Annotated in this window: 24 protein-coding genes and 1 tRNA gene; 11 read left to right on the top strand and 14 right to left on the bottom strand. The window is 61.2% G+C overall.

The features are described 5' to 3' along the window. Window positions 1-49 precede the first annotated feature (49 nt). A complete protein-coding gene (locus IM739_RS06765) occupies window positions 50-349 on the bottom strand; it encodes a DUF1127 domain-containing protein (RefSeq protein WP_237370420.1) in 300 nt (99 codons plus the stop codon). 198 nt (window positions 350-547) lie between these two features. Between IM739_RS06765 and IM739_RS06760 the strand changes: the two genes are divergently transcribed. Continuing rightward, a complete protein-coding gene (locus IM739_RS06760; RefSeq protein WP_237370419.1) occupies window positions 548-1,501 on the top strand; it encodes a LysR substrate-binding domain-containing protein in 954 nt (317 codons plus the stop codon). Between the two features lie 14 nt (window positions 1,502-1,515). Here IM739_RS06760 and IM739_RS06755 read toward each other — a convergent pair whose 3' ends face one another. Further along, window positions 1,516-2,142 (bottom strand): TetR/AcrR family transcriptional regulator, encoded by a 627-nt coding sequence (locus tag IM739_RS06755; RefSeq protein WP_237370418.1) that lies wholly within the window; start codon window positions 2,140-2,142, stop codon window positions 1,516-1,518. Between the two features lie 267 nt (window positions 2,143-2,409). Then, a complete protein-coding gene (gene katG / locus IM739_RS06750) occupies window positions 2,410-4,581 on the bottom strand; it encodes a catalase/peroxidase HPI (protein ID WP_237370417.1) in 2,172 nt (723 codons plus the stop codon). Window positions 4,582-4,679: 98 nt separating this feature from the next. Between katG and IM739_RS06745 the strand changes: the two genes are divergently transcribed. Continuing rightward, a complete protein-coding gene (locus tag IM739_RS06745; protein ID WP_237370416.1) occupies window positions 4,680-5,651 on the top strand; it encodes a LysR substrate-binding domain-containing protein in 972 nt (323 codons plus the stop codon). Here the strand turns inward: IM739_RS06745 and IM739_RS06740 are convergent. Continuing rightward, window positions 5,624-6,781, bottom strand: coding sequence for a DUF3734 domain-containing protein (locus IM739_RS06740; RefSeq protein ID WP_237370415.1), 1,158 nt, complete (start codon window positions 6,779-6,781; stop codon window positions 5,624-5,626). The two genes, IM739_RS06745 and IM739_RS06740, sit on opposite strands and share 28 nt — an antisense overlap. A 339-nt stretch (window positions 6,782-7,120) precedes the next feature. On the opposite strand from IM739_RS06740, the gene IM739_RS06735 reads away from it, so the two are divergent. Continuing rightward, a complete protein-coding gene (locus tag IM739_RS06735) occupies window positions 7,121-7,516 on the top strand; it encodes a hypothetical protein (protein ID WP_237370414.1) in 396 nt (131 codons plus the stop codon). An 86-nt stretch (window positions 7,517-7,602) separates the two neighbouring features. On the opposite strand, the gene rirA is transcribed toward IM739_RS06735, so the two are convergent. Further along, complete coding sequence (gene rirA / locus IM739_RS06730) at window positions 7,603-8,103, bottom strand: iron-responsive transcriptional regulator RirA (RefSeq protein WP_237370413.1); 501 nt, start codon at window positions 8,101-8,103, stop codon at window positions 7,603-7,605. A 226-nt stretch (window positions 8,104-8,329) separates the two neighbouring features. Between rirA and IM739_RS06725 the strand changes: the two genes are divergently transcribed. After that, window positions 8,330-9,319: a Fe(3+) ABC transporter substrate-binding protein gene (locus tag IM739_RS06725; RefSeq protein WP_237370995.1), complete on the top strand. Its 990-nt coding sequence runs from the start codon at window positions 8,330-8,332 to the stop codon at window positions 9,317-9,319. A gap of 110 nt (window positions 9,320-9,429) precedes the next feature. Here IM739_RS06725 and IM739_RS06720 read toward each other — a convergent pair whose 3' ends face one another. The 4 genes from IM739_RS06720 to IM739_RS06705 all read right to left on the bottom strand — a co-directional run bounded on the left by IM739_RS06720 (window position 9,430) and on the right by IM739_RS06705 (window position 14,277). Continuing rightward, entirely contained in the window at window positions 9,430-10,494 is a 1,065-nt protein-coding gene (locus IM739_RS06720) for a M48 family metallopeptidase (protein ID WP_237370412.1), read from the bottom strand. Continuing rightward, a complete protein-coding gene (locus IM739_RS06715; protein WP_237370411.1) occupies window positions 10,484-11,557 on the bottom strand; it encodes a YjgN family protein in 1,074 nt (357 codons plus the stop codon). The genes IM739_RS06720 and IM739_RS06715 overlap by 11 nt, the downstream gene beginning before the upstream one ends. A gap of 200 nt (window positions 11,558-11,757) precedes the next feature. Continuing rightward, entirely contained in the window at window positions 11,758-13,254 is a 1,497-nt protein-coding gene (locus tag IM739_RS06710; protein WP_237370410.1) for a CoA-acylating methylmalonate-semialdehyde dehydrogenase, read from the bottom strand. A gap of 117 nt (window positions 13,255-13,371) precedes the next feature. Next, on the bottom strand, window positions 13,372-14,277 hold the full coding sequence (locus tag IM739_RS06705) for an NAD(P)/FAD-dependent oxidoreductase (RefSeq protein WP_237370409.1): 906 nt from the start codon (window positions 14,275-14,277) through the stop codon (window positions 13,372-13,374). Between the two features lie 145 nt (window positions 14,278-14,422). On the opposite strand from IM739_RS06705, the gene IM739_RS06700 reads away from it, so the two are divergent. Continuing rightward, window positions 14,423-14,884 (top strand): Rrf2 family transcriptional regulator, encoded by a 462-nt coding sequence (locus IM739_RS06700; RefSeq protein ID WP_237370408.1) that lies wholly within the window; start codon window positions 14,423-14,425, stop codon window positions 14,882-14,884. A gap of 45 nt (window positions 14,885-14,929) precedes the next feature. Continuing rightward, window positions 14,930-15,811, top strand: a complete 882-nt coding sequence (locus tag IM739_RS06695) for a LysR family transcriptional regulator (protein ID WP_237370407.1) — start codon at window positions 14,930-14,932, stop codon at window positions 15,809-15,811. 103 nt (window positions 15,812-15,914) lie between these two features. Here the strand turns inward: IM739_RS06695 and IM739_RS06690 are convergent, their stop codons facing one another. The 3 genes from IM739_RS06690 to IM739_RS06680 are packed head-to-tail and all read right to left on the bottom strand — an operon-like array spanning window position 15,915 to window position 17,904. Continuing rightward, complete coding sequence (locus IM739_RS06690) at window positions 15,915-16,547, bottom strand: DUF1007 family protein (RefSeq protein WP_237370406.1); 633 nt, start codon at window positions 16,545-16,547, stop codon at window positions 15,915-15,917. Continuing rightward, window positions 16,544-17,263, bottom strand: coding sequence for a hypothetical protein (locus IM739_RS06685; RefSeq protein WP_237370405.1), 720 nt, complete (start codon window positions 17,261-17,263; stop codon window positions 16,544-16,546). The genes IM739_RS06690 and IM739_RS06685 overlap by 4 nt, the downstream gene beginning before the upstream one ends. Before the next feature lie 41 nt (window positions 17,264-17,304). After that, the gene (locus tag IM739_RS06680; RefSeq protein WP_237370404.1) at window positions 17,305-17,904 is read right to left on the bottom strand and encodes a HupE/UreJ family protein; all 600 of its coding nucleotides are present in this window, start codon (window positions 17,902-17,904) and stop codon (window positions 17,305-17,307) included. 315 nt (window positions 17,905-18,219) lie between these two features. Between IM739_RS06680 and IM739_RS06675 the strand changes: the two genes are divergently transcribed. The 5 genes from IM739_RS06675 to IM739_RS06655 all read left to right on the top strand — a co-directional run bounded on the left by IM739_RS06675 (window position 18,220) and on the right by IM739_RS06655 (window position 22,090). Further along, complete coding sequence (locus IM739_RS06675) at window positions 18,220-18,894, top strand: HupE/UreJ family protein (RefSeq protein WP_237370403.1); 675 nt, start codon at window positions 18,220-18,222, stop codon at window positions 18,892-18,894. Between the two features lie 181 nt (window positions 18,895-19,075). Further along, a complete protein-coding gene (locus IM739_RS06670; protein WP_237370402.1) occupies window positions 19,076-20,179 on the top strand; it encodes a branched-chain amino acid aminotransferase in 1,104 nt (367 codons plus the stop codon). 243 nt (window positions 20,180-20,422) lie between these two features. Beyond that, entirely contained in the window at window positions 20,423-20,617 is a 195-nt protein-coding gene (locus tag IM739_RS06665) for a hypothetical protein (RefSeq protein WP_237370401.1), read from the top strand. Window positions 20,618-20,682: 65 nt separating this feature from the next. Next, the gene (locus IM739_RS06660) at window positions 20,683-21,108 is read left to right on the top strand and encodes a type II toxin-antitoxin system HicB family antitoxin (protein ID WP_237370400.1); all 426 of its coding nucleotides are present in this window, start codon (window positions 20,683-20,685) and stop codon (window positions 21,106-21,108) included. Between the two features lie 34 nt (window positions 21,109-21,142). Further along, window positions 21,143-22,090: a DUF6602 domain-containing protein gene (locus tag IM739_RS06655; protein WP_237370399.1), complete on the top strand. Its 948-nt coding sequence runs from the start codon at window positions 21,143-21,145 to the stop codon at window positions 22,088-22,090. Between the two features lie 118 nt (window positions 22,091-22,208). Here the strand turns inward: IM739_RS06655 and IM739_RS06650 are convergent. Both IM739_RS06650 and IM739_RS06645 read right to left on the bottom strand, forming a co-directional pair. After that, a tRNA-His gene (locus IM739_RS06650) sits at window positions 22,209-22,285 on the bottom strand. A 168-nt stretch (window positions 22,286-22,453) separates the two neighbouring features. Beyond that, on the bottom strand, window positions 22,454-22,891 hold the full coding sequence (locus IM739_RS06645) for a phasin (RefSeq protein WP_237370398.1): 438 nt from the start codon (window positions 22,889-22,891) through the stop codon (window positions 22,454-22,456). Window positions 22,892-23,094 lie beyond the last annotated feature (203 nt).

Raw genomic sequence — 23,094 nt, 5'->3', positions numbered from 1 at the left:
CGGGCAAAATGCAGGGCTATTGGCTATCACCCTGCGGGGATGGGAGATGTCAGTCGGCGCGCACCCCGCGCAACGAATTCTCGGACCGGCGACGCGCAATGCGCTTCAGATGCGGCGAAGGATCGTCCGCATAGCTGACCAGATTGAGGACTTCGTGGATGTCGACTCGGCTTAGGCCGAGGTCATTCAAGAGCCTGTCATCCAGTTCAATCAGGCGGTTCGCAGCGCGGTGATTGCGTAGAGCAGAGCGAAGGGATCGCAGGCTCACCAGCCAGGCCGTAAGACGCGCGGCAAGCGTCGGCCTTGGTGTGACGAGGTCGAGGTCGAGGATCCGATCAGTCGTGCGCATGGTAATCATCCTTCCGATTTGGCACGAGAAAAAGCGTCCTTGCCGCAGGCGCGGAAAGGTCATGAGGTTGGGGGTTGAAACTGAGCGGCCGATTTCGGCCAATGCGATTTGCAAGACCGAGAATGTCGAAATGATATTGATCAGTCCAACGAATGTTTCTAATGATAAGCATCAACAACCCTTATGGATGCTTTTGTCATGTCGGCACCCCTCGATATCGATCAGCTTCAGACCTTCATTGCCATTGTCGATACCGGCAGCTTCACCAAGGCGGCCGGCCGCGTGTTCAAGACCCAGTCCGCGGTTTCGATGCAGATGCGTCGCCTCGAGGAGCGTGTCGGCAAACAGCTTTTCATCAAGGATGGCCGTGGCAACCGGTTGTCGGTCGATGGCGACAAGCTGCTCAACTACGCGCGCCGGATCATCCGGCTGAACAGCGAGGCGATTGCCGCCTTCGACGACAATCGGCTTGAGGGCACGCTGCGCATCGGCACGCCTGACGACTATGCCGACCGCTACATGCCGGAGATCATCGGGCGCTTTGCCAAGACGCATCCGAATGTCGAGCTCTATATCGTCTGCGAGCCATCGGTCGACCTCGCCGAAAAAATGGCCAAGGGCGAGCTCGATATCGCACTCGTCACCCACAATCCGCTGCTGCGCCAGTCGGATGTGGTGCGAACGGAACCTCTGTGCTGGGTCGGATCGGCCAACCATCCGCTGCGGGAAAACGCGCCGGTCCCGCTGGCCGTCGGGCGCCGCGACTGCCAGTGGCGGCAGCTGGCCTGTTCAGCGCTGGATGCGGACGGTCGCGACTACCAGATCCTGTTTACCAGCTGGTCGTCCACCGTGGTTGCCGCTGCCGTGCTTGCCGGCATGGCTGTGTCGATCCTGCCGGAATCGGCGTTGCGGACAGGCATGAAGGTGCTTACGGCTGCCGACGGCTTTCCGCCGCTGCCGCCGGTGCAGATCGGCCTGATGAAACGCCCCGGCCTGTCTACATCGCTGCTGAACGCCATCACCGACCACATCACCGCATGTCTAGACAACATCACGCCGGCGCAGGTGGAGGATGATCTGGAAGGCGAGCAGAAGGCATATTCACGCTTCTATCCGCGCCTCAGGGCCGGCAACATGATCCCCGGCTGGTAGGCTCCGGCAAGAGCCTAGAGGGCAAAAAGCGTCGCCTTGACGAATCTCTGCCACTGGCCAAGGTGGAGCTGCGCCTGTTCTTCCGGCAGCCCGGCAATGAAGCGAATGACCTCGCCGCTGGAGAGGATCTGCAACTTCAGGCTGGCGCGCATGCGCTCCTGATCATCGGCTGGGACCAGCTCTCCGAGATCGGCGAGAAAGGCCGTGATCAGTTGATCGTGATGGGACGTAACCAGCGCCTTCAGGTCGGGGTCCGACAATGTGGCCGCCCACATCGATAGATAGACCGGCTCCCTGCTGAATATCTCATGGAATTTTGCGAGTGCGACGACGGCACGTTCGCATGCCTCCTCGCGGGTCTTCACGCCACGAAATACCGTGGTGGTGGTTTCGCTGATCGACTTGGTAAAATGATCATGCAGCGCCCGGATGATCGCCGCCTTTTCCGGGAAGAACTGGTAGAGCGAACCAATGGGTATGCCCGCCCGCACGGCAATTTCGCTCATGGTCAGGCCCGAAATGCCCTTTTCCGTCAACAGGCGGATGCTTGCGGCCATGATGGCTTCCAGCCGCTGGATGCTGCGTTCCTGCTGGGGCTTCTTGCGCAAACGGATGCGCGATTTTTCATTGTGGTCGATCATCGACATTTCAACCGGTGTACCCACCGGCTCCCTTCAAACTCATACAAAGCCAATAAGCAACGCACCTGCCCAAAAGGTTAACGCAACCAATGCGGCATCCGCAATTGAGAGGGCAAACACAAAAAAGGTCAGCGCTGGCGGGCGCTGACCTTTTTCGCATCCTTTGGCCGAGTGTGTTCGGCCATCGGGACATTCTACAAATAACAACCTTGAGTACTCCCGGTGCTTGGCCATCTCAAAAGAGGGCGGCAAGCACCAAGCGAGCCATCACACCAGGTCGAAGCGGTCCGCGTTCATCACCTTGGTCCAGGCCGCGACGAAGTCCGCCACGAACTTTTCCTTGTTGTCGTCCTGGGCATAGACTTCGGCATAGGAGCGCAGGATCGAGTTCGAGCCGAGCACCAGGTCGACGCGGGTCGCCGTGTACTTGGTCGCGCCGGACTTGCGCTCGCGGATGTCATAGCTGTTGCTGCCGGTCGGGACCCAGGTATAGGCCATGTCCGTCAGGGTGTCGAAGAAGTCGGTGGTCAGGGCGCCAACGCGGTCGGTGAACACGCCATGGGCCGTGCCGCCGTAATTGGTGCCGATGACACGCATGCCACCGATCAACACTGTCAGTTCGGCAGCGGTCAGTCCAAGCAACTGCGCACGATCGAGCAACAGTTCTTCCGGGCTGACGACATAGTCGGTCTTCTGCCAGTTGCGGAAACCATCCGCGACCGGCTCGAGTACGGCGAAGCCATCCACATCGGTCTGTTCGGCGGTCGCATCGCCACGGCCCGGCGCGAAGGGAACGCTGATCTCGAAGCCTGCAGCCTTTGCCGCCAGTTCGACGCCAACATTGCCGGCCAGAACGATGACGTCGGCAAGACTTGCCCCGGTTTCCGTCGCAATGCCTTCGAGCACCGCCAGAACCTTGGCGAGACGCTGGGGCTCATTGCCTTCCCAGTCCTTCTGCGGAGCCAGGCGGATGCGGGCGCCATTGGCACCGCCGCGCTTGTCTGAGCCACGGAAGGTGCGGGCACTATCCCAGGCGGTCGCCACCATCTCACCAGCCGAAAGGCCGCTGTTGATGATCTTGGCCTTGACCGCGACGACGTCGTAGTCGGTGCGGCCGGCCGGGATCGGATCCTGCCAGATCAGGTCTTCGGCCGGAACATCCGGCCCGAAATAGCGGGACTTCGGGCCAACGTCGCGATGGGTCAGCTTGAACCAGGCGCGGGCAAAAACGTCCGAGAAGTGATCCTGGTCATCCCTGAACTTCAGCGAGATCTCGCGGTAGATCGGGTCAACCTTGAGCGCCATGTCGGCATCGGTCATCATCGGCATGACGCGAATCGAGGCATCCTCGACATCGACCGGCTTGTCCTGTTCGGCAATGGTGATCGGCGCCCATTGCGACGCTCCTGCCGGGCTGTGCGTCAACGTCCATTCATGCTTGAACAGCATGTCAAAGAAGCCGTTGTCCCACTTGGTCGGCTCGGTGGTCCAGGCGCCCTCGATGCCCGAGACGACCGTGTCTCGGCCGATGCCGCGACCCTTGGTATTCATCCAGCCGAGACCCTGGAATTCCGGGCCTGCAGCTTCAGGGTCGGCGCTGAGATTGGCTGCGCTGCCATTGCCGTGCGACTTGCCGATGGTATGGCCGCCGGCGGTCAGCGCGACGGTTTCCTCGTCGTTCATGCCCATGCGGGCAAATGTTTCCCGCATCTGGGCAGCCGTCGCCAACGGATCGGACTTGCCGTTGACGCCTTCCGGGTTGACGTAGATCAGCCCCATCTGCACGGCGGCCAGCGGGTTCGCCAGCGTTTCCGGCTTGGTGACATCGCCATAACGATTGTCGCTGGGCGCCAGCCATTCCTTCTCGTCACCCCAGTAGGTGTCTTTTTCCGGGTGCCAGATGTCTTCACGGCCAAAGGCAAAGCCGAAGGTCTTCAGGCCGGCGACGTCATAGGCCATGGTGCCGGCGAGCGCGATCAGGTCGGCCCAGGAAATCTTGTTACCGTACTTCTTCTTGATCGGCCAGAGCAGGCGGCGGCCCTTGTCGGTGTTGACGTTGTCCGGCCAGGAGTTCAGCGGCGCAAAGCGCTGGTTGCCGGTATTGGCGCCGCCACGGCCGTCGGTGACGCGGTAGGAGCCGGCGGCGTGCCAGGTGACGCGCGCCATCATGCCGACATAGGAACCCCAGTCAGCCGGCCACCATTCCTGGCTGTCCAGCATCAGGGCGCGCAGATCGGCCTTCAGCGCCTCGACGTCGAGCTTCTTCAGCTCTTCGCGATAGTTGAAGCTCGGACCCATCGGATTGGTCTTGGCGTCGTGCTGGTGCAGGATGTCGAGGTTGAGCGCGTTGGGCCACCAGTCCATGACGGACTTGCCAATCGCGGTATTGGCACCGTGCATGACCGGACATTTGCCGGTCGGTTTCGTATGTTCGTTCATATTGGCCTCCTGTTACTGCGTGTCGTGAGGCACAATCTCCCAATTGATCCATAATTCCCAATTGTATTTGATGGTATCTTCGATAAGGTAATCCTATCATGATTACCATTCGTCAGTTGCGCTATTTCGAGGCCCTCGCCACCACACTGCACTTCGGTCGCGCCGCCGAAATGGTGCATGTCAGCCAGCCGGCGCTGTCGACGCAGATCATGGAACTGGAGCGCCATCTCGGGGTCAAGCTGATCGAGCGAACCCGCGGATCAACCCTGCTGACGGCAAAAGGCGCCGAACTTCTGGCTCATGCAAGGGCGGTGCTCTCGTCGGTTGACCGGCTGGAACAGGCCGCCCGGCAAAACAGCGGAACACTCGAGGGCCTGCTGAGGCTCGGCATCATCCCGACGGTCGCGCCCTATCTCGTGCCGCAGGTGGTGCCCTATCTGCGGCGCATGCATCCGCTAATCGAACTGGAGCTCAAGGAGGCCGTCACGGACCGCCTGTCAGCCGACCTTGCCGAAGGGCGGATCGACGCGATGATCGTGGCGCTGCCGATCGAAGCCGAAAATTTCATCGATATCCACCTGTTCACCGACCGCTTCTTCATGGCCATGGCCGAAAACGACAGCGACGTCTTGCTGTCGCCGCTCACCGAGACGCAGGTCGATCTGGAACGCCTGCTGCTGCTCGAAGAGGGGCATTGCCTGCGTGACCAGGCGCTTGCGGTGTGCAAGGCCGCCAACCGACGCAGCCTGATCAATTTCGGCGCCACCTCCATGGCGACGCTGCTGCAGATGGTGTCGCATGACATGGGCATGACGCTGATCCCCGAAATGGCCGTCGAGACCGAGACCGGCCGCAACCACCTGCGCATCGTGCCCTTTGCCGAACCACAGCCGGCCCGCGAAATCGGCCTGGTCTGGCGTCGTTCCAATCCGCGCCGCGCAGACATGGAGGCCCTGGCGCATGCCATTATCGCCAGCCGGCGCGAGCCTTCGAAACCGCTATCGCGGGATGGTGGCACGGCACGGGTGCGGCCGATTTCGCCTCAGGACGCGGCAGCCCGCTTGTCGTGACGTTCGCGCGCCAGGTCGAAGATCTGGATGCCGTCCTTGGGCCGGCCGCGGTTGCGCCACCTGGAATGTTTGAGCGTGTAAGCCACATCGTCATAGCCGGCCTGCCAGTGCTCGTTGATCGAGCGGCGGGAGAATTCGACATCCATCGCATGGGTGGCATAGGCGGCGCGGCGATGGATCAGATGCACGATCGTGACATCGTATTCCTGGCCAATCGAACGCAGGATCTTCGCGTCCTCGTCATCGAGCAATTCCGGCGGCAGTTTTTCCAAGAGACGCTTGGCAGCGCGGCGGACCATCTGCTTTCTTGCAAAGTCATCGGTGTTCATACGGGTCCGGCTGGAATAGCGGATTTCTTTGACCCGGCTTTCCACCTCGAACTGATCCCTCGGCATATCGCCACGGGCGCTGAAGAGATCGACCTGGAAGATCTCGAGATCGCTGTTCGCCTCGTTGACCGATAGTACATGCTGCAACGGGGTGTTGGAGACCAGCCCGCCGTCCCAATAGAAGCGGCCATCGATCTCGATCGGGGCAAAGCCCGGCGGCAAAGCCCCGGATGCGGCAATGTGACGGGCGTCGAGCTTGGTCCTGCGGTTGTCGAAATAGGCGAAGTTGCCGGACTGGACATCGACGGCCCCCAGGCTCAGCCGCGTCGATCCGTCGTTTAGCAGATCGTAATCGATCAGATTGTCGAGCGTATTCATCAGGGGGTCGGTGTCATAATAACTGATCAGCGCCGCCGGATTGGCCGCGAGCTGAAACGGGGTATAGAGACGCGGCGAGAAAAAACCCGGGATACCGAAAAGAGTGCCGGTCATTGCGGCAATATCGTTGTTCACCCGGCGCAGGCTGCTCTCCTGATCACCGAAGGCAAAAATCGGGCTGGAGGAGACCATGTCCCAGAAGGCGCGGAGATTGCTGATGCGCCTGTCGCTTGGACTGCCGGCGATGATTGCGGCATTGATGGCACCGATCGAGATGCCGGCCAGCCAGTCTGGCTCAAGATCATGCTTGTGCAGCGCCTCATAGGCGCCGGCCTGATAAGCGCCAAGCGCGCCGCCGCCCTGAAAAACGAAAATGCGATTGCTGTCGGAATTGCGAACAGAATTGCCGGCGGTGGCGGACATGGGGGCTCGATATCTTTTGTTGCAACGCACCATATATAGAGATCAATCGTTTCCCGACCAGTGCCATCGGCGTAAAGCAGGTCTCCGGTTCGACCCTGCCTGGAACGCTGCGGAAATCGGTCACGACCTCCAGGCCGGGTGCAAAATGCGGCAGCCTTCCCAAAAGAGGTTCGACGCCGCCAACAAAGGCTTGGCCAAATTGCGCTCGAACTCCTAAGCTCGCGCCACATCTGTGTCATTGGGGAATACATGAACCTTCAACTGCAAGCGGGCCCCGGGTCCCGGACCATCCTTTCCTGGACACTGCTCGCTTTCGTCCTATGCGCTGGGCTGTCGCCAATGCCCGCTGCCGCAGACGAAGTCGAGGTGGACCAGCAGATCGAAAACCTGCTGGGCAATGCCGAGCTGTTCAAGGCAACGATCACCGACCTGCAGGCGCGGATCGCCGATGAAGATTCGATCGCGGTATCCGCTTTCATCGACTACCCGATCACGGTGAGGATCAACGGCAAGCGCAAGACGCTTCGCCAGGCGGAGGATCTCGAGCCGCTTTACTACGATATCTTCACGCCGGAGATCGCCGATATCATCGTCAACCAGGATTATGGCAGCCTGTTCGTCAACGGCGACGGCGTCATGTTCGGCAATGGCGAAGTCTGGATGAATGCGATCTGCCTCGATGACGGCTGCACCGAGACCGAGGCGCGGATCGTCACGATACAGGCCGCCGAATAAAATCGACCCGCTGGTGACAGCGAGTCGGCAGGATCAGGTCTGATCAGCAGGATGGCGCATTGGCGCCAATCGCCAGGTTGAAGTCTTCAGGCAGCGGGTGCAGTCACCGCTGCTGCGGCGGCGGTAGCCGCGATGCCCTTCGGCGAATATTCATTCAGCCCGAGCAGGAAGTTGATCTGCGGACGCGTCTTGACGAGGTCGTCGATCGTGTATTGCGACAGCACATCGAAGAAGGCATTGAGGGCCTTGCGCAGGGCCGAATTCAGGCCACAGCTGTCGATCAGCGGACAATCCACATCACCATCGTCCTCGAAACATTCGGCCATGGCGAAGCTGTCTTCCGTGACACGCACGACGTCGAAGAGGGTGATCTTGTCGGCGGCCCGACCGAGGCGCACGCCACCGTTGCGGCCACGCACGGTTTCCACGAGACCAGCCTTGTTCAGCGGCTGGAGAATCTTGAACAGGAAGAGCTCAGACACGCCATAAGACTTGGCAATTTCCGGAATCCGGCTCAGGTTTTCCTTGTTCGCCGCGCAGTACATGAGCATGCGCACTGCGTAATTTGTCTGCTTTGTCAAACGCATGCATGATTCCTCAGTTTCACTTGGCCCTTATATAGCGTCTTTTGTAGTTTTGAACAATTCCAAAATACTCAAGTTCTGAACTCACGTGATCGTGAGCGCAACCTAGCGCGATTGACAGGGGGAAGCAATTTATGAATATGACGGTCAAGTAATTTAACAGGGAGGCAAAACAATGACAAAAGCCCATTTCACCCGCCTTGCGCTGAGTGCCGTTTCCGCACTGTCGATGACCGCCGGCGCCGCACTTGCCGATGGCGAGGTCAACATCTATTCCTACCGTCAGCCCGAACTGATCCAGCCGCTGATGGACACCTTCACCAAGGAAACCGGCATCCAGACCAATGTGCTGTTCCTCGACAAGGGCCTGGTCGAACGCATCGCCGCGGAAGGCGCCAATTCTCCGGCCGACCTGATCCTGACCGTGGATATCGCCCGCCTGACCGAAGCCAAGGAAGGGGGCGTGACGCAGGCGCTGAACGACGAGCGGATCAACTCGCAGATCCCGGCGCAGTACCGCGACAAGGATGGCGACTGGTTCGGCCTGACCACCCGCGGCCGCGTCGTCTACGCCTCCAAGGAGCGCGTCAAGGAAGACACGATCACCTATGAAGAGCTTGCCGATCCAAAGTGGAAGGGCCGGCTTTGCATGCGCGATGCGCAGCATTCCTACAATATCGGCCTGTTTGCCTCGATGGTCGCCCACCACGGTGCTGAATATACCGAAAAATGGCTGGCCGGCGTGAAGGAAAACCTGGCGCGCAAGCCGGATGGCAATGACCGCAGCCAGGCCAAGGCAATCATGGCCGGCGAATGCGACATCTCGCTCGGCAATACCTATTATGTCGGCCTGATGCTGACCAACGAGAAGGATCCCGAGGAGAAGGAATGGGCTGCCGCCATCAAGGTGCTCTTCCCGAACTCCGGCGATCGCGGCACGCATGTGAACGTCTCCGGCATGGCGCTCGCCAAGAACGCACCGAACAAGGACAATGCGATCAAGCTGATGGAATTCCTTGCTTCGGATGAAGCGCAGGGCATCTATGCCGAGAAGGTGTTCGAATATCCGGTCAGCCCGAAGGCAAAGCCATCGGATATCGTTGTCGGCTTCGGGACGATCAAGCCCGACAGCCTGGCGCTGACCGATGTCGCAGCCAACCGCAAGGTCGCCTCCGAACTGGTCGACAAGGTTGGCCTCAACGAAGGCCCGAGCAAGTAAGCCGCGGCCAGGCATCGAACGAAAAAAGGGGCGATCTGACGATCGCCCCTTTTTCATGCGGTTAGGTTTCGACCGTCGACGCCTCAAGCGCGCGACAGCAACCCATATCGTCAGGGCGATTTGTTGCCGGAGAACTCTTTTGCATAGTCCTCGATTGCCTTGCGGCGTTCGCCGGTGCCGGGATGGGTCGACAAGAAGGAACTGTCATCCTGCATGGCGTATTTCTCTTCGATCAGCCTGAAAAACCGATTGATCGCCGCCGGGTCGCGACCGGCCTTGGTCATCAGTTCCACCGAGACACGATCGGCCTCGCTCTCGGCATCGCGCGAATAGGAGAGCGCCAGCAAGGCCGCGCCATTGGTCATGATATCCTCGCCGGCGCTGCCGATATCGCCGGCGATCAGCATGATCAGGCCCGCCGTACCCGCGGCACGATAGAGTTGACGCAAGGAATGTTCGCGTTCGACATGGCCGATCTCGTGGGCAAGGACGCCGGTGATCATGTCCAGGTCGCCGGCCGCCAGTTCGACCAGTTCATCGGTGATGACCAATGAGCCATCGGGCAAGGCGAAGGCATTCGGTCCGATCGGGCCACCCCGGCGAAAGTTCAGCTTGTAGCCTTCGACACCGCGCGCCGAGACGGCCGCGACGCTGGAAAAGGCGTCGCTGATTTCGCGGCGCTTGGTCTCCGGCAGATCGCTCTCGCTGAACACCGTCCTGTCGAGCGACAGCAAGGTGCCGCTTGCCATCCATTGCGTGACGACGGGCGGCGTGACCAGAACGGCGACCTCCACCAAAGCCGGCACGGCAAACCGATAGATCAGCCCGGCCAACAGGAAGATTGCCAGCACGACACCGATCAGGCGCGGATGGAAACGCTCCAGTTCATGGACGAAGCCGACGCGTCGATGGCTGCGAAGCCAGAGATCGACGGCATCATTGTCCTCGGTCTCGAAGAGAGACCCGTTGGCAAACGTGATGCGGCGCGGGATCCGGCCGACGCGGGCGGACACATCGACGCGGGACAGGTCGTTGACCGCCACCTGATCGCGCGCTTCACCGTCGAGGCTGACAAGCAGCGTCTTGCCGGTCGCCGACAGCGCGGCCGGAGAGGCAAGGCTGGAGCCCGGCGGATGCCAGCGGCCGCCTGCGATGCGGACAAGGTCAGAAGCCAAAATCGAACCCTTCGAGATCGAGATATTCCGCCGTCACGGCAGAACCGGACTGCTGAATGGAGGAGACAACCTCGCCCAGTTCGCCATCGACGACAATGCCTGAATGCGTAACCATGTAACGGTGCTCACGCACGGCGGCCCAGGGGCGCATCAGGCCGAGGGTCACGACCGAGACGACAAGGTTCGACACCAGGATCCAGAAATAACGCAGCCGACCGAGATCCGAAAACAGGTGATGGCGGGTATCGAGCGTCGTCGCGTTCATCACGACATTGCGCACGCCGACACGATAGAAGATCGCGGCAATGCCGAACAGCAGGAATGCGGGGATCAACACGCCATAGATCGCCATGACGATCTGGAGTGTCGGGTCGTCGTCCATGCCGAGGGCCGCGCTGTCAGACGTTGCGAAATAGGCGAGCAGGCCAAGGCCGGTGCCGAGCGCCATGCCGACCAGCATGATCAGGAAAGCGGGAAGCCAGACGCGGTACAGACTGCCGATCTTTGGATCGGTGGCGAAGAGGCGATCGCCGTAACGCAGGTTGTTGAAAATGTAGCGGTAGAGCCAGCGGCTGGCGAAGGGTGCCAGAATGCCCAGCGACAGCAGCGCGACAAGACCGCCGATGATGATGGCGACAAAGGCGCCCCAGGTCTTGCCGGTAAAGTCGAAGCGAATGTTGCGATAGCTGGTCACCCGGGCGTTGAAGCGCAGGCTTCGCATGACGATCCAGGGCAGAAGCAGCAGCATCAGCACGCCAAGCGCAATACCGACAAAAGGCATGAAGGTCAGGACGATATTGTAGATGATGATATAGGCGAAGACGATGGAGCGGCCGATGAAGATCTGCAGGCCGCGGGCGTGATATTCGAACGAGTGATCGTCAACGTAGCTGTTGCCATAGAAATAGCGGTTGCGGCGAACCTTGGCCCAGGCGGAATAGATCCCGAGGGTGACGATCGTCAGAAGAACATTGACGATCCAGATGCCGAAATACTCGCCAGCGCTGCCGCGGAAATCACCGCGCTTCAGGTTGGCTGCCCGTCCGAAGACTGCCTGTTGCATGAAATATCCCTCAAATGATCCTGGCCCAAGCGTCACCGGTCCCCCGACCGGGCCGTCCACGCCGTTCAAACCACGGCACCATGACATTCTCAAGTGCGCGATGACACGGCCCGCATCATGCAGACTCATATTGCCGACAGGAAAAAGGGGCGAAGAATAGTCCCCGCCCCTTTTTCAGGTTTTCCGCTGGATCGCTGCGCTTACTTCATCGTCGGCATGACGAATTCGGCACCGTCCTTGATGCCCGACGGCCAGCGGCTCGTGACCGTCTTGGTGCGGGTCCAGAACTTGATCGAGTCCGTGCCGTGCTGGTTGAGGTCGCCGAAGGACGAGGACTTCCAGCCGCCGAAGGAGTGGTAGGCGAGCGGAACAGGGATCGGCACGTTGATGCCGACCATGCCGATGTTGATGCGCGAGGCGAAGTCTCGGGCCGCGTCGCCGTCGCGGGTATAGATCGCGACGCCGTTGCCATATTCGTGCTTCATCGGCAGGTCGAGCGCTTCCTCATAGGTCTTGGCGCGCACGACCGAGAGGACCGGTCCGAAGATTTCGGTCTTGTAGATGTCCATGTCCGGCGTGACATTGTCGAACAGGCAGCCGCCAACGAAGTAGCCGTTCTCATACCCCTGGAGCTTGAAGTCGCGTCCGTCGACGACGAGCTTGGCGCCGGCCTCGACGCCACTGTCGATCAGTCCACGGATGCGGGCCTGGGCTTCCTTGGTGATGACCGGGCCGAGGTCGGCCTTGTCATCCGTGTAGGGGCCGATGCGCAGGCTCTCGACCATCGGGGTCAGTTTCTCGATCAGGCGGTTGGCGGTCTCTTCACCAACCGGGACGGCCACCGAGATCGCCATGCAGCGCTCGCCGGCCGAGCCGTAGCCGGCACCCATCAGGGCCTGGGCTGCCTGGTCGAGATCGGCATCCGGCATGATGATCATGTGGTTCTTGGCGCCGCCGAAGCACTGGGCGCGTTTGCCGTTCATCGCCGCCGTGCCGTAGACGTAGCGGGCGATCGGGGTCGAGCCGACGAAGGAGACGGCCGAGATGTCCGGATGCGTCAGGATGCCGTCGACGGCCGACTTGTCGCCGTTGACGACGTTGAGGATACCTGCCGGCAGACCAGCCTCGATCATCAGTTCGGCAAGGCGGATCGGCACGGAAGGATCGCGCTCCGAAGGCTTCAGTATGAAGGCATTGCCGCAGGCGATTGCCGGGGCAAACATCCACATCGGGATCATCGCCGGGAAGTTGAACGGCGTGATGCCGGCGCCGATGCCGACGGCCTGGCGGATCGAATACATGTCGATGTTCGGGCCGGCGCCTTCGGTGAACTCGCTCTTCGACAGATGCGGGATACCGATGACGAATTCGCAGACTTCGAGACCGCGAACGATGTCGCCCTTGGCGTCCTCAATCGTCTTGCCATGTTCGCGTGAGAGGATTTCGGCGAGACTATCCATGTTGTCGTTCAAAAGCTGGACGAACTTCATGAAAACGCGGGCACGGCGCTGCGGATTGGTGGCTGCCCACTTGACCTGGGCCGCCTTGGCGTTCTCGACGGCTGCGTTCAGCTCCTCGGCGCTGGCGAGCGACACTTCGCCCTGCACTTCGCCGGTGGCCGGATTGTAGATGCCCTGCTTGCGACCCGAAGTGCCGGCAACATGCTTGCCGCCGATGAAATGGCCTACCTGATACATGGGTGTCCTCCTGAATTGTTATGGAGGCAGTATGCGCTTTGATTTGCACAAATCAACGCGATGATTTACGCATCTGTTGTGCATAAATTAAAGCCATATTCCGGCATCGCGTCGTGTTCAATCCCACAAGGCTGCCTCGATCAGCGCCCGATGGGCCGATATGCCGGCCATCACACCGGCAGCACTGGCAAGCGTGGCGTTGTGCATCGGGCTCGCTGCATCGCCGGCGGCAAAAACACCCGGCACGCTGGTGCGCCCCATGTCCGCCTTGATGTGGAAGCCCTGTGGCCCTTCTTCCAGCGCAAGCCCAAGCTGCTCGGCAAGTGGCGAGGCGATGGCAACCCTGGATTGGGCAAAGAGGGCATGAACCTCGATCATGCGTCCGTCGGCAAGGCGGACACCCTGGAGGCCTTGCCCCTCGCCCAGCAGTTCGACGATGCGTTCGTTTTCCATCGTGACGCCGCGGGCGGTGAGCATCGCAATGTTTTCCTCATCGAATGTCACGCCCGGCTCGACAAACATGGTGGTCTTTCCCCAGTCCGGCAGTAGCCCGCCCTGATGCGCGGCAAGCGGCGACGAGGCGAGGATGCCGATCGGGCCGCCACCGATCTCGAAACCGTGACAATATGGGCAATGCAACACGCTTCGGCCCCAGCGTTCGGCAAGGCCCGGTATCGCCGGCAGCGTATCCTCGACGCCCAGCGCAAGCACAAGTACCGCGCTTTCGGCGCGCTCATGCCTTGCCAGTTCGAGACGGAAACCGCCGATATGGCGCTCTGCGTTTAACGCTTCGTCCTGCCAAAGAGTGAATGTCGGGTAACGGGCGAGCTGTGCCAGCGCATCGGCGCGGATGTCGGCCGGGCGGCGATTGTCCTGGCCAAGAAAGCCGTGTGACGTCGCAGCGAAGCGATTGCGGGGACGGCCGGCGTCGACCATCAGCACATGTTTTCGAGCGCGGACCAGTTGCATGGCGGCGGACAGGCCAGCGAAGCTTCCCCCGACAACGATCGCATCGAATTTCATGACTGCGCTCCATTTTTACGTATCTTTTAAAGTTACGTACTTTCATAAGTTACGAAACGGGCTGGCGTCAAGTGATGTAACTCCACTTGTTGCGTAAAGTGCTTTGCGCTAACTGATACGAGCTTAGAGCCGGAAGGATAAACCGATGCGAGGTGACACACGGCTGTCGCGCATGCTGCATGTGTTGATCCATCTCGACCGCCATGCCGACAGCATGACATCGGAGATGATCGCCAAGATGCTCAACACCAACCCCGTCGTCGTGCGTCGGACGATGGCGGGGCTGCGCGAGCGCGGCTATGTACAGTCGGAAAAGGGCCATGGCGGCGGTTGGCGACTGACGAAAGCGCTTGCCGACATCACCTTGCTCGACGTCTATGAGGCCCTGGAGCGGCCGGACCTCTTCTGCCTCGTCGCCTCGTCGGACCATGCCGGTTGCCTGGTCGAGATCGCCGTCAACGACGCGCTTGAGGACGCAAGGCGCGAGGCAGAGGCCCTGCTGCTTTCGCGTTTCTCGACGATCCATCTGTCGGATATCGCCGACAGTTTCGAAAACAAGCTCGCCTTGCTCGGGCTGGACAGCGGTTTGTCAGGGTCCCGACAGTGATGTAACAGTCGCTCGACCACACGCAGTCACTCCAAAGGACGCGGCATGAACTGGGACGACGTCCGTATCTTCCTCGCTGTGGCGCGCTCCGGCCAGATCCTGGCTGCATCGCGCCGGCTTAACCTCAACCACGCGACGCTGTCGCGCCGGCTGACGGCGCTGGAGACGGCGCTGAAGACGCGGCTGTTCATTCGCCGCACCAATGGCTGCGAACTGACGGCGGAAGGCGAGGCATTCCTGACCGCTGCGGAGCGCATGGAAACCGAAATGCTGGAAGTGCAGGCGCGCCTCGGGCGGACAGATGCGCGGGTTGCTGGCACCGTGCGCATCGGGGCGCCGGACGGGTTCGGCGTGTTCTTCCTGGCCTCGCGGCTCGGCGCGCTGATCGAGCAACATCCGGAGCTGAAGATCCAGCTGGTGCCGGTGCCGCGCTCCTTCTCGCTGTCGCAGCGGGAGGCCGATATCGCGGTGACGCTGGAGCGGCCCGACCAGGGGCGGCTGGTTTCGTCGAAACTCGTCGACTATACGCTCGGGCTCTACGCATCGCGGGCCTACGCGGAAACGCATGGCCTGCCGGCTACGGCCGAAGACCTGAAAAGCCATCGCCGCATCGGTTATGTCGAGGACCTGATCTTCACGCCGTCCCTGAACTTCACCGGCGAAGTGATGCGCGACTGGAATGCCGGCTTCGAAATATCCTCGGCCATCGGCCAGACGGAAGCGGTGCTGGCCGGTGCCGGGATCTGCATCCTGCATGCCTATATCGCGCGCCAGCATGACACTCTCGTCCGGGTGCTGCCGGAAGTCAGCCTGAAACGCGCCTACTGGACCACCTATCACGAAAGCGCGCGCGACCTGGCGCGCGTGCGCGCCGTGGTGCAGTTTCTGCAAGAGGCCGTCGAAGGGGATCGGGCGATCTTCAGCTAGCGTTTCCAGCGCGCATGAAGCCGCCTGCAAGGCGACAACGCCTGTTTTTCACGCCGGTGCGGACGCAAAAACCGCGACGTAGTTCTTCAGGTATTGCCAGCCCTCAACGGCAGGCGAGAATGGCGATGTCCGGCGTGACCAGGCCGCCGAAAAAGGCCGCCTCGGGCTTCGGCGCGATCGTGGCGGTACAGCGGCCTTGATCGCCGCGCACGATCAGCGGCCGATCCGGCGCGAAGCGAAAGGCGAGCGTCAGGTCGCGGTCGCGCAGCATCAGTTCCAGCCGCGCGCCATCCTGCAGCATTGCCGTGCCGGGAACGGCAAAGGCCATGCTCAGCACGAGATGCCCGCCCTCGATACGCGCGTCTGCGGCGATGGGTGCCGCGAGCGATACCTGTCTTCCGGCAAGCAGCATTTCGGTGAAGAAACCACGCGTGCCAAGGCTGGTCGTCATCTCGGTGGCCAGCGCCTGGGCTTCCTCGACATCCAGCGCGCCGTCGCGATCGGAATCGACGCGGGCAAGCAGCCTGGCGCTGGTTGCCGCATCGAAGGCGAGCAATTGCGCGATGCCCGCAAGCCGACCGGCACGGATGTCGAACAGCACACGCGCCGTCACCGCCATGTCCGGATGGGCAAAGGCAGGTGCTGCAAAGAGCAGGGTCGCGGTCGCGAGCAAGCCGGCCAAGACCGCGCGATGCGTCATCCTGAGGGTTGCGAGACGTCGAACGGGCTGCTTCACGGTGCGCCTCCGGTTGTGTCGAGCGCCGGCAGGACGGTCGCGATCCCGGCAGCGGCGCCCTCGCCCTGCAACACGGCAAAGGGTGGCGGCGTGAGGCTCTTGTCCCTGGCAGCCAGGTAGGCGCCACCGTAGAGTAGGCCGATGGCGATCATCCAGCTGGCAACGATGCGGCTTCCGGTCGAAAGCCAGGGCGGGTCGAAACGGCCGACCGGCAAGGCGATGGCCGCGACGAACCACAGTTGCGCCAGGAGTGCTGCGGGCAGATAGTGCGGCGCGTAGAGCGTCGGGTCGCCCAGCCGCGTCGCTATCGCGATGGCGGCACCCACGACGGGGATCAGCGGCACGGCGAGCCAGGGTCTTGCTGGACGTGGCGGAATCAGCGCCACGCCGGTCAGCACGCAGGCGAGCGGTCCCATCATGAACAGATTGGCTGCCGCCCCCGGAACAGGTGCGACCAACAGATAGACGTCTTCGCGAAACACCAGCCCGAGCAGGGCACCGGCGACAAGCAGCAGCACTGCTGCCGGCCAAAGCCGGCTCTCAGGCGGCGAAGGCAGCTGGCCAATCAGCAGGCCGAGCCCGAACAGCGGCAGGAGGCGTTCAGCCGTGCACAACCCGGCCAGAAGCCAGCTGCGGCCGGCGACGAGATCGAGCGCCAGCATTGAAAGCAGGCTAGTGCCGCCGACGGCCAGCAGCACCCATCCGGATTTTTGCATCGCCTTCCGCATCTGCACCATTCACACCGGGTCAACCGATATCAGGCGACGAGGAAATAGAGGCCGCCAAGGCCGATCAGTCCGCCCAGCGCACGCGACAGATTGCCTTCGCGCAGGCGCTGAAAACCGAGACCGACGGCGATGCCGGCCAGATGGATCAGGCCGGTCGCGACGACGAAGCCAATGGCATAATCGGCCGGATCGGTCGCATTGGGCAGTTCCGCGCCATGGGCATAGCCGTGGAAAATCGCAAAGACGCCGATGACCAGCAGGGCGAGCAGTTCCGGCGGGCGCCAGACCAGGGCGATGGCCGTGCCGAGCACGACGATCGACAGCGCAATGCCGCTTTCGACGCCCGGCAGCGGCACGCCGGCAATGCCCATCATGCCACCTGCGACCATGATCAGCGGGAAGGCGATCGGCAGCGACCACACCGAACGCCCCCCCATCTGCGCGCCCCAGAGACCGACGCAAAACATGGCAAGTAGATGGTCGAGGCCCGACAGCGGATGTTCGAAACCATGCAGAAAGCCGCCCGCCTCGCCCGTCAGGATATGGGCTTCTGCCAGACCCGGCATGGCAACAAGCACGGCGGCTGCGGCAAGGATGGACAGGCGGGAGCGGGAAACGTGGCGCGACATGAGTTCGGTCTCCGGAACATGGAAAGACTGTGGATCGACGGGTGAAGCACTTCGATTGCAAGCGGGGTCGCCTAAAGTGCGCCATTTCGCGGCTGTTGCACAGGGCGGCCGACGGGACCGCCGAGCGCTTTTGCCGGTATAGCCGCAGAGCACTTCGAGCCCTTACAGCACAAACGCAGCTTTGAGGCAAAAACGCGACGGCGACGGCAACGCATCAGGGCTTTGCCACACCTATAACCGAATCGCCGATGACGGTAGAGCAAGGGGCGGATAAAAGCCGCAAGGCCCCCTGCCCGCCTTCGACCGGAGACAATCATGAACCGCCCGTATCGACACGCGCAACGCGCAGCTATCCCGACCGGCCCGAGGCCAGCAGTGCTGCCGACAGGGTTGCCGAGATTGCTTCCGGCAGTCCTCCTGGCATTGCTCTTGTCCGGCCTGCCTTCGGTTGCCGAAGCGCATGTGATGGATGGGCCACTCGGCGGCTTCGGCAGCGGTTTCGGCCATCCGCTGGCCGGACCCGACCATTTCCTCGCCATGCTCGCCGTCGGGCTGTGGGGCGCGCAGATGGGCGGCCGCTCGGTATGGTCGCTGCCGGCGACTTTTCCGCTGATCATGTGCATCGGCGGCGTGCTCGGCATGCTGGGCCTGTTGCCGACGGAGATCGTCCAGGTCGGGATCGCGCTCTCCGTGCTGGTGCTGGGCGGAGTGATCGCGGCGGAATGGAAGGCGCCGGAATGGGCAGCGCTCGTGCTTGTCTCGGCCTTCGCCATCCTGCACGGCATTCCGCATGGCGTGCTTGTGCCGCGCGCCACCGACCCTGCGGCCTTTACCGTCGGTTTCGTCGTCTCGACCGGTGTCATCCATGTGCTCGGCATCGGCATCGGCTATGCGCTGAAACCGGTGCTTGCCGGCCGGCTTGTGCGCGGGCTCGGCGGCCTGATCGCCGCCTGCGGGATCTGGTTTCTGCTTGCGCCCCTGTTCGGCTGATTTCGCGGCTGGTCCCGTGACCGTTATCCGGAGCGTTGCTTGCGCGCGCGATTGCTGCGCTGCACCTGCGGGTTTCAGTTGACAAAACCGCCCGGAACCGCACAAACCACGGCTTCCGGATCATGTCGCAGCATGCGGGCATGGCCGACGGCATTGTCGAATTATCCAGCACAGGCTCCCCATGACCACAGATACCGCATTGCTCGACTTCACGATCTCGCCGAACGCCACGCCGATGGCGGAAGCCGATCGGCTGAAAGCGTTTGAAAATCTCGGCTTCGGCACGCTCTTTACCGACCACATGAGCGTGATACAGTGGGACATCGAAAAGGGCTGGCACTCGGCCGAGATCAAGGCACGCGGCCCCTTCCAGATCGATCCGGCCGCCAGCGTTCTGCACTATGCCCAGGAAATCTTCGAGGGCATGAAGGCCTATCGCACGCCGGACGGCCGCATCACCCTGTTTCGCCCGGAAGAAAACGCCCGCCGCTTCAACAAGTCGGCCGCGCGCATGGCGATGCCGGATGTGCCGGAGGAACTGTTCCTCAAGGCGGTCGAAGAGCTGGTGAAGATCGACGCCAAATGGGTGCCGGAAGGCGAAGGCAGCCTCTATCTGCGGCCGTTCATGTTTGCCAGCGAGACCTTTCTCGGCGTACGCCCGTCGCGCCAGTATATCTTCTGCGTCATCGCATCGCCCGTCGGCCCCTATTTCAAGGGCGGCGGCAAGCCGGTCACGCTGTGGGTCTCGGAAGATTTTACCCGCGCCGGCCCCGGTGGCACCGGGGCTGCCAAATGCGGCGGCAATTATGCCGGCAGCCTGCTGGCGCAGGCGGAAGCCACCAAGCGCGGCTGCGACCAGGTGGTCTTCCTCGATGCCGCCGAGCATCGCTGGGTCGAGGAACTGGGCGGCATGAACGTGTTCTTCGTCATGGATGACGGCACCGTCGTCACCCCGCCGCTCGCCGGCACGATCCTGCCCGGCATCACCCGCGCCTCGATCATCAAGCTTGCGACGGAAAACGGCCTCAACGTCGTCGAGCGCCCCTATTCCTTCGAGGAATGGCAGAATGACGCGACCAGCGGCAAGCTGCGCGAGGCATTCGCCTGCGGCACCGCCGCCGTCGTTGCCGCCATCGGCACTGTGCGCCATGCCGGCGGCGAATTCGTCATCGGCAATGCCGGCACCGGCATGGAGACCGAAAAGCTGCGGAACCAGCTGACCGGCATCCAGCGCGGCACCGTCGCCGACAGCCATGGCTGGGTGAAGGACGTCAAGCTGGCGTAAGCGGCTGGCGGGATTGGGAATGAGGGGAGCCCCGTCATGGCAACATGGCGGGGTTTTTTCGTTGGTGAGGCGAAGCCGGCCGCTCGCCCGTATTGTCAACGTGATACAATCATTGGGTGTATTTCAGTGATCATCATGTATCTTGGCGCGATGGCGCGCGCCATCTTCTGCATTTTTGTCAGGGGTAGCTGTCGCGCTTGAATTGCGCACATTTTTGTGCGCATACTCCTTCGGAGCGGCGGGATGAAACGCGAGCAGTTGCTGAGAGAGCTTCGCAAGCTGGCCAAGGATCAGGGCAGGCATTTCGAGGTGTTCGAAGACAAGGGTAAAGGCTCGCACTACCGGGTGAACTATGACGGCCGTTTTACGACCGTGAAGTCCAGCGAACTTACGCCCGGCTATGTGCGACTGATCAAGAAGCAGCTCGGTATCGAATAGCGTCTGCCCACGATCACCGACCAAAGAGCCTCATCGCGGCTCTCAAGCAGAAGAGTGCTCAGTTGATGCAATATGTCTATTTCGCAGAACTGGAAGCGGACCCCGATGGCGGTTTCCTCGTCACCTTCCCGGACGTGCCGGAAGCCATCACGCATGGCGAGAACAGGGCCGAGGCATTGGCCAGCGCCCGCGAGGCACTCAGCCTGGCTCTCAGGGGTATTCTGCAGGAAAGCCGTTCTCTGCCGCTGCCGGTCGCATCCAGCGGCGAGCCCGTCGCCCTCGACGCAGAAGACGCGGTGAAACTGGCGGTGATCCAGTCCTTCCGGCAAGCCGGCATCTCCAAACGTGAACTCGCCCGCCGCATCGGCAAGACCGAGAACGAGGCCCGCCGGCTTCTCGACCCCGACCACCGGTCGAAACTCGGCCCGCTGCAGGACGCGCTGCAGGCACTTGGCAAGCGGATTGTTGTGACGGTGCTGGAGGCAGCGTGAGTTGGTCTAGTAGCAACATTATGGGATAAGTCACATGGCACATGATCTGCATACTTTCATGGATCAGACTGCAGCTGAAATCGCGTCAGAGTACGACAGGATATACGCCAATGCCGCGAGCGATCCCGGAAGTGCGGGCGATGAGGGGGAGCTGAATTGGGCAGAGGTACTGAAGGGTTGGCTACCAGCAAACTATCATGTTGCGACCAAGGGAAGAATACTTGGTGCGAATGGGGAGCTATCGCCCCAAATTGACGTTGTCGTGCTCAAGCCGGCCTATCCTCTAAGACTGCGACAGAAACCTACTTGGCTCGCCGGGGGTGTTGCGGCCGCGTTCGAGTGCAAAAATACACTTACGGCGGCCAATATCAGGGATGCAGTCGAGCGATGCGTGAAGTTCAAAAGCCTATTTCCTGCACGTCAAGGCAGCCCATTTAAAGAGCTCAAGTCGCCGCTATTTTACGGTGTCCTTGCTCATTCGCATGCGTGGAAGGGTGCCGCGTCGAAACCAGAATTCAACTGTACAAAGACGCTTTCTGACGCCAGCGCTCTGGTTGCTCATCCAAGATTACTGCTCGACGCAATGTGCGTAGCTGACGTCGGCTTTTGGCAATGCAATTACATTCCAGCACAGCAAGACTTCTGGCTGGAGGGTACCAATGTCGCGCGTGGACCCATAGATCGAATGATGACGATGTTCACAGGGAGCACAGTCAACGCAAATCGCGACCGCAATGTACGATTTCAGCCTGTTGGCGCCCTAGTCCACAGAATTATGAAATCGCTGGCTTACGGCGACGTCTCCCTTCGAGACATTGCCTCTTACTATAGCGCCACCGGCCTTGAAGGAGAGGGAGAAGGCGCTATGAGACCGTGGGGCTTAGATGACGTGTACTCCTCCGCCGTCGCTCATCGTGTGCGAAGTGGATTGGAGGCAGTAAGTGTTCCCTGGGATGAATGGGGAATGCATTCGGGATTTTGATCGTATTTCGACAGCAGCACAGATCAAACAGCCGCACATATTGACAGAGATCTCGAAGTTCCAAATCCTCGGTCAAAATTCCGGTTTTACGCGGCTAGCTACAATGGACATGGAAAAATGGTACGGTTGGGGGGTCTCGAACCTCCGACCTCAGGTGCCACAAACCTGCGCTCTAACCAACTGAGCTACAACCGCACATGACCGCGTCGCTGACGCCGTCGAGGGGTCACATACGAGCAGACGGAATCTTTTTCAAGCCTTTTCTGCATTGTCTGTGAAAAGGACTGGGGGATGTGAAAAGGGCCGGGCACAAGCCCGACCCTTCAGAATTATTTCAGGCGATTATCGCGCCCGAGGCGTGGCTCAGGCGGCCTTGAAGGTCGACATGACCTTTTCGGCGGCGTCCTTGCCCGGCTTGGAGACGGTTTCGGCAACCTTCTTGGCGGTTTCCTGGATCGACTTGGCCTGTTCGACCGTCACTTCCGCCTGCTTGCGGATGAAGGAGGTCTGCAGTTCGACGAGTTCGGCAACCGACTTGACGCCGAGCAGCGCTTCCATGTGCGAGAGCGACATTTCGGCATTGGTGCGCAGCGCATCGATGGCCTTGAGGCCGATCTCGACAGTGCCGGCCTGGGCGGTCTGGACGGTGGCTTCCACGGTCTTGGTGGCTTCCTCGGTCGCGCTCTTCAGCTTGGCATAGGCATCCTTGGACTGGGCTGCGCCCTTTTCGGCGAAGTCACGGAAGCTTTCCTGCAGCTTGGACGGATCGAAGGCGGTGAAAGAGAAGATATCCTTGGTCATGATCGCATTTCCTCATCTGGTGGGGTTTTTGCGGACCCCTCTTTTGCACTGATATTGCTTATATAACACTGGGGATGGTGCATTGCAATATTATTGTGCACTGCAACACGAAAATTTTGATGCGAACATGCTTGCGGATTAACCTTACCTTCCGAAACAAAACCGCGTTGCTGGACCCCGAGGGTCTCGCTAGCTATTAAAAA

Origin of the sequence: Rhizobium sp. SL42, assembly GCF_021729845.1 — a bacterium.
GTDB lineage: Bacteria > Pseudomonadota > Alphaproteobacteria > Rhizobiales > Rhizobiaceae > Allorhizobium.
The sequence above is the reverse complement of the archived record's forward strand: the minus strand, read 5'-3'. Positions and strand labels throughout refer to the sequence as shown.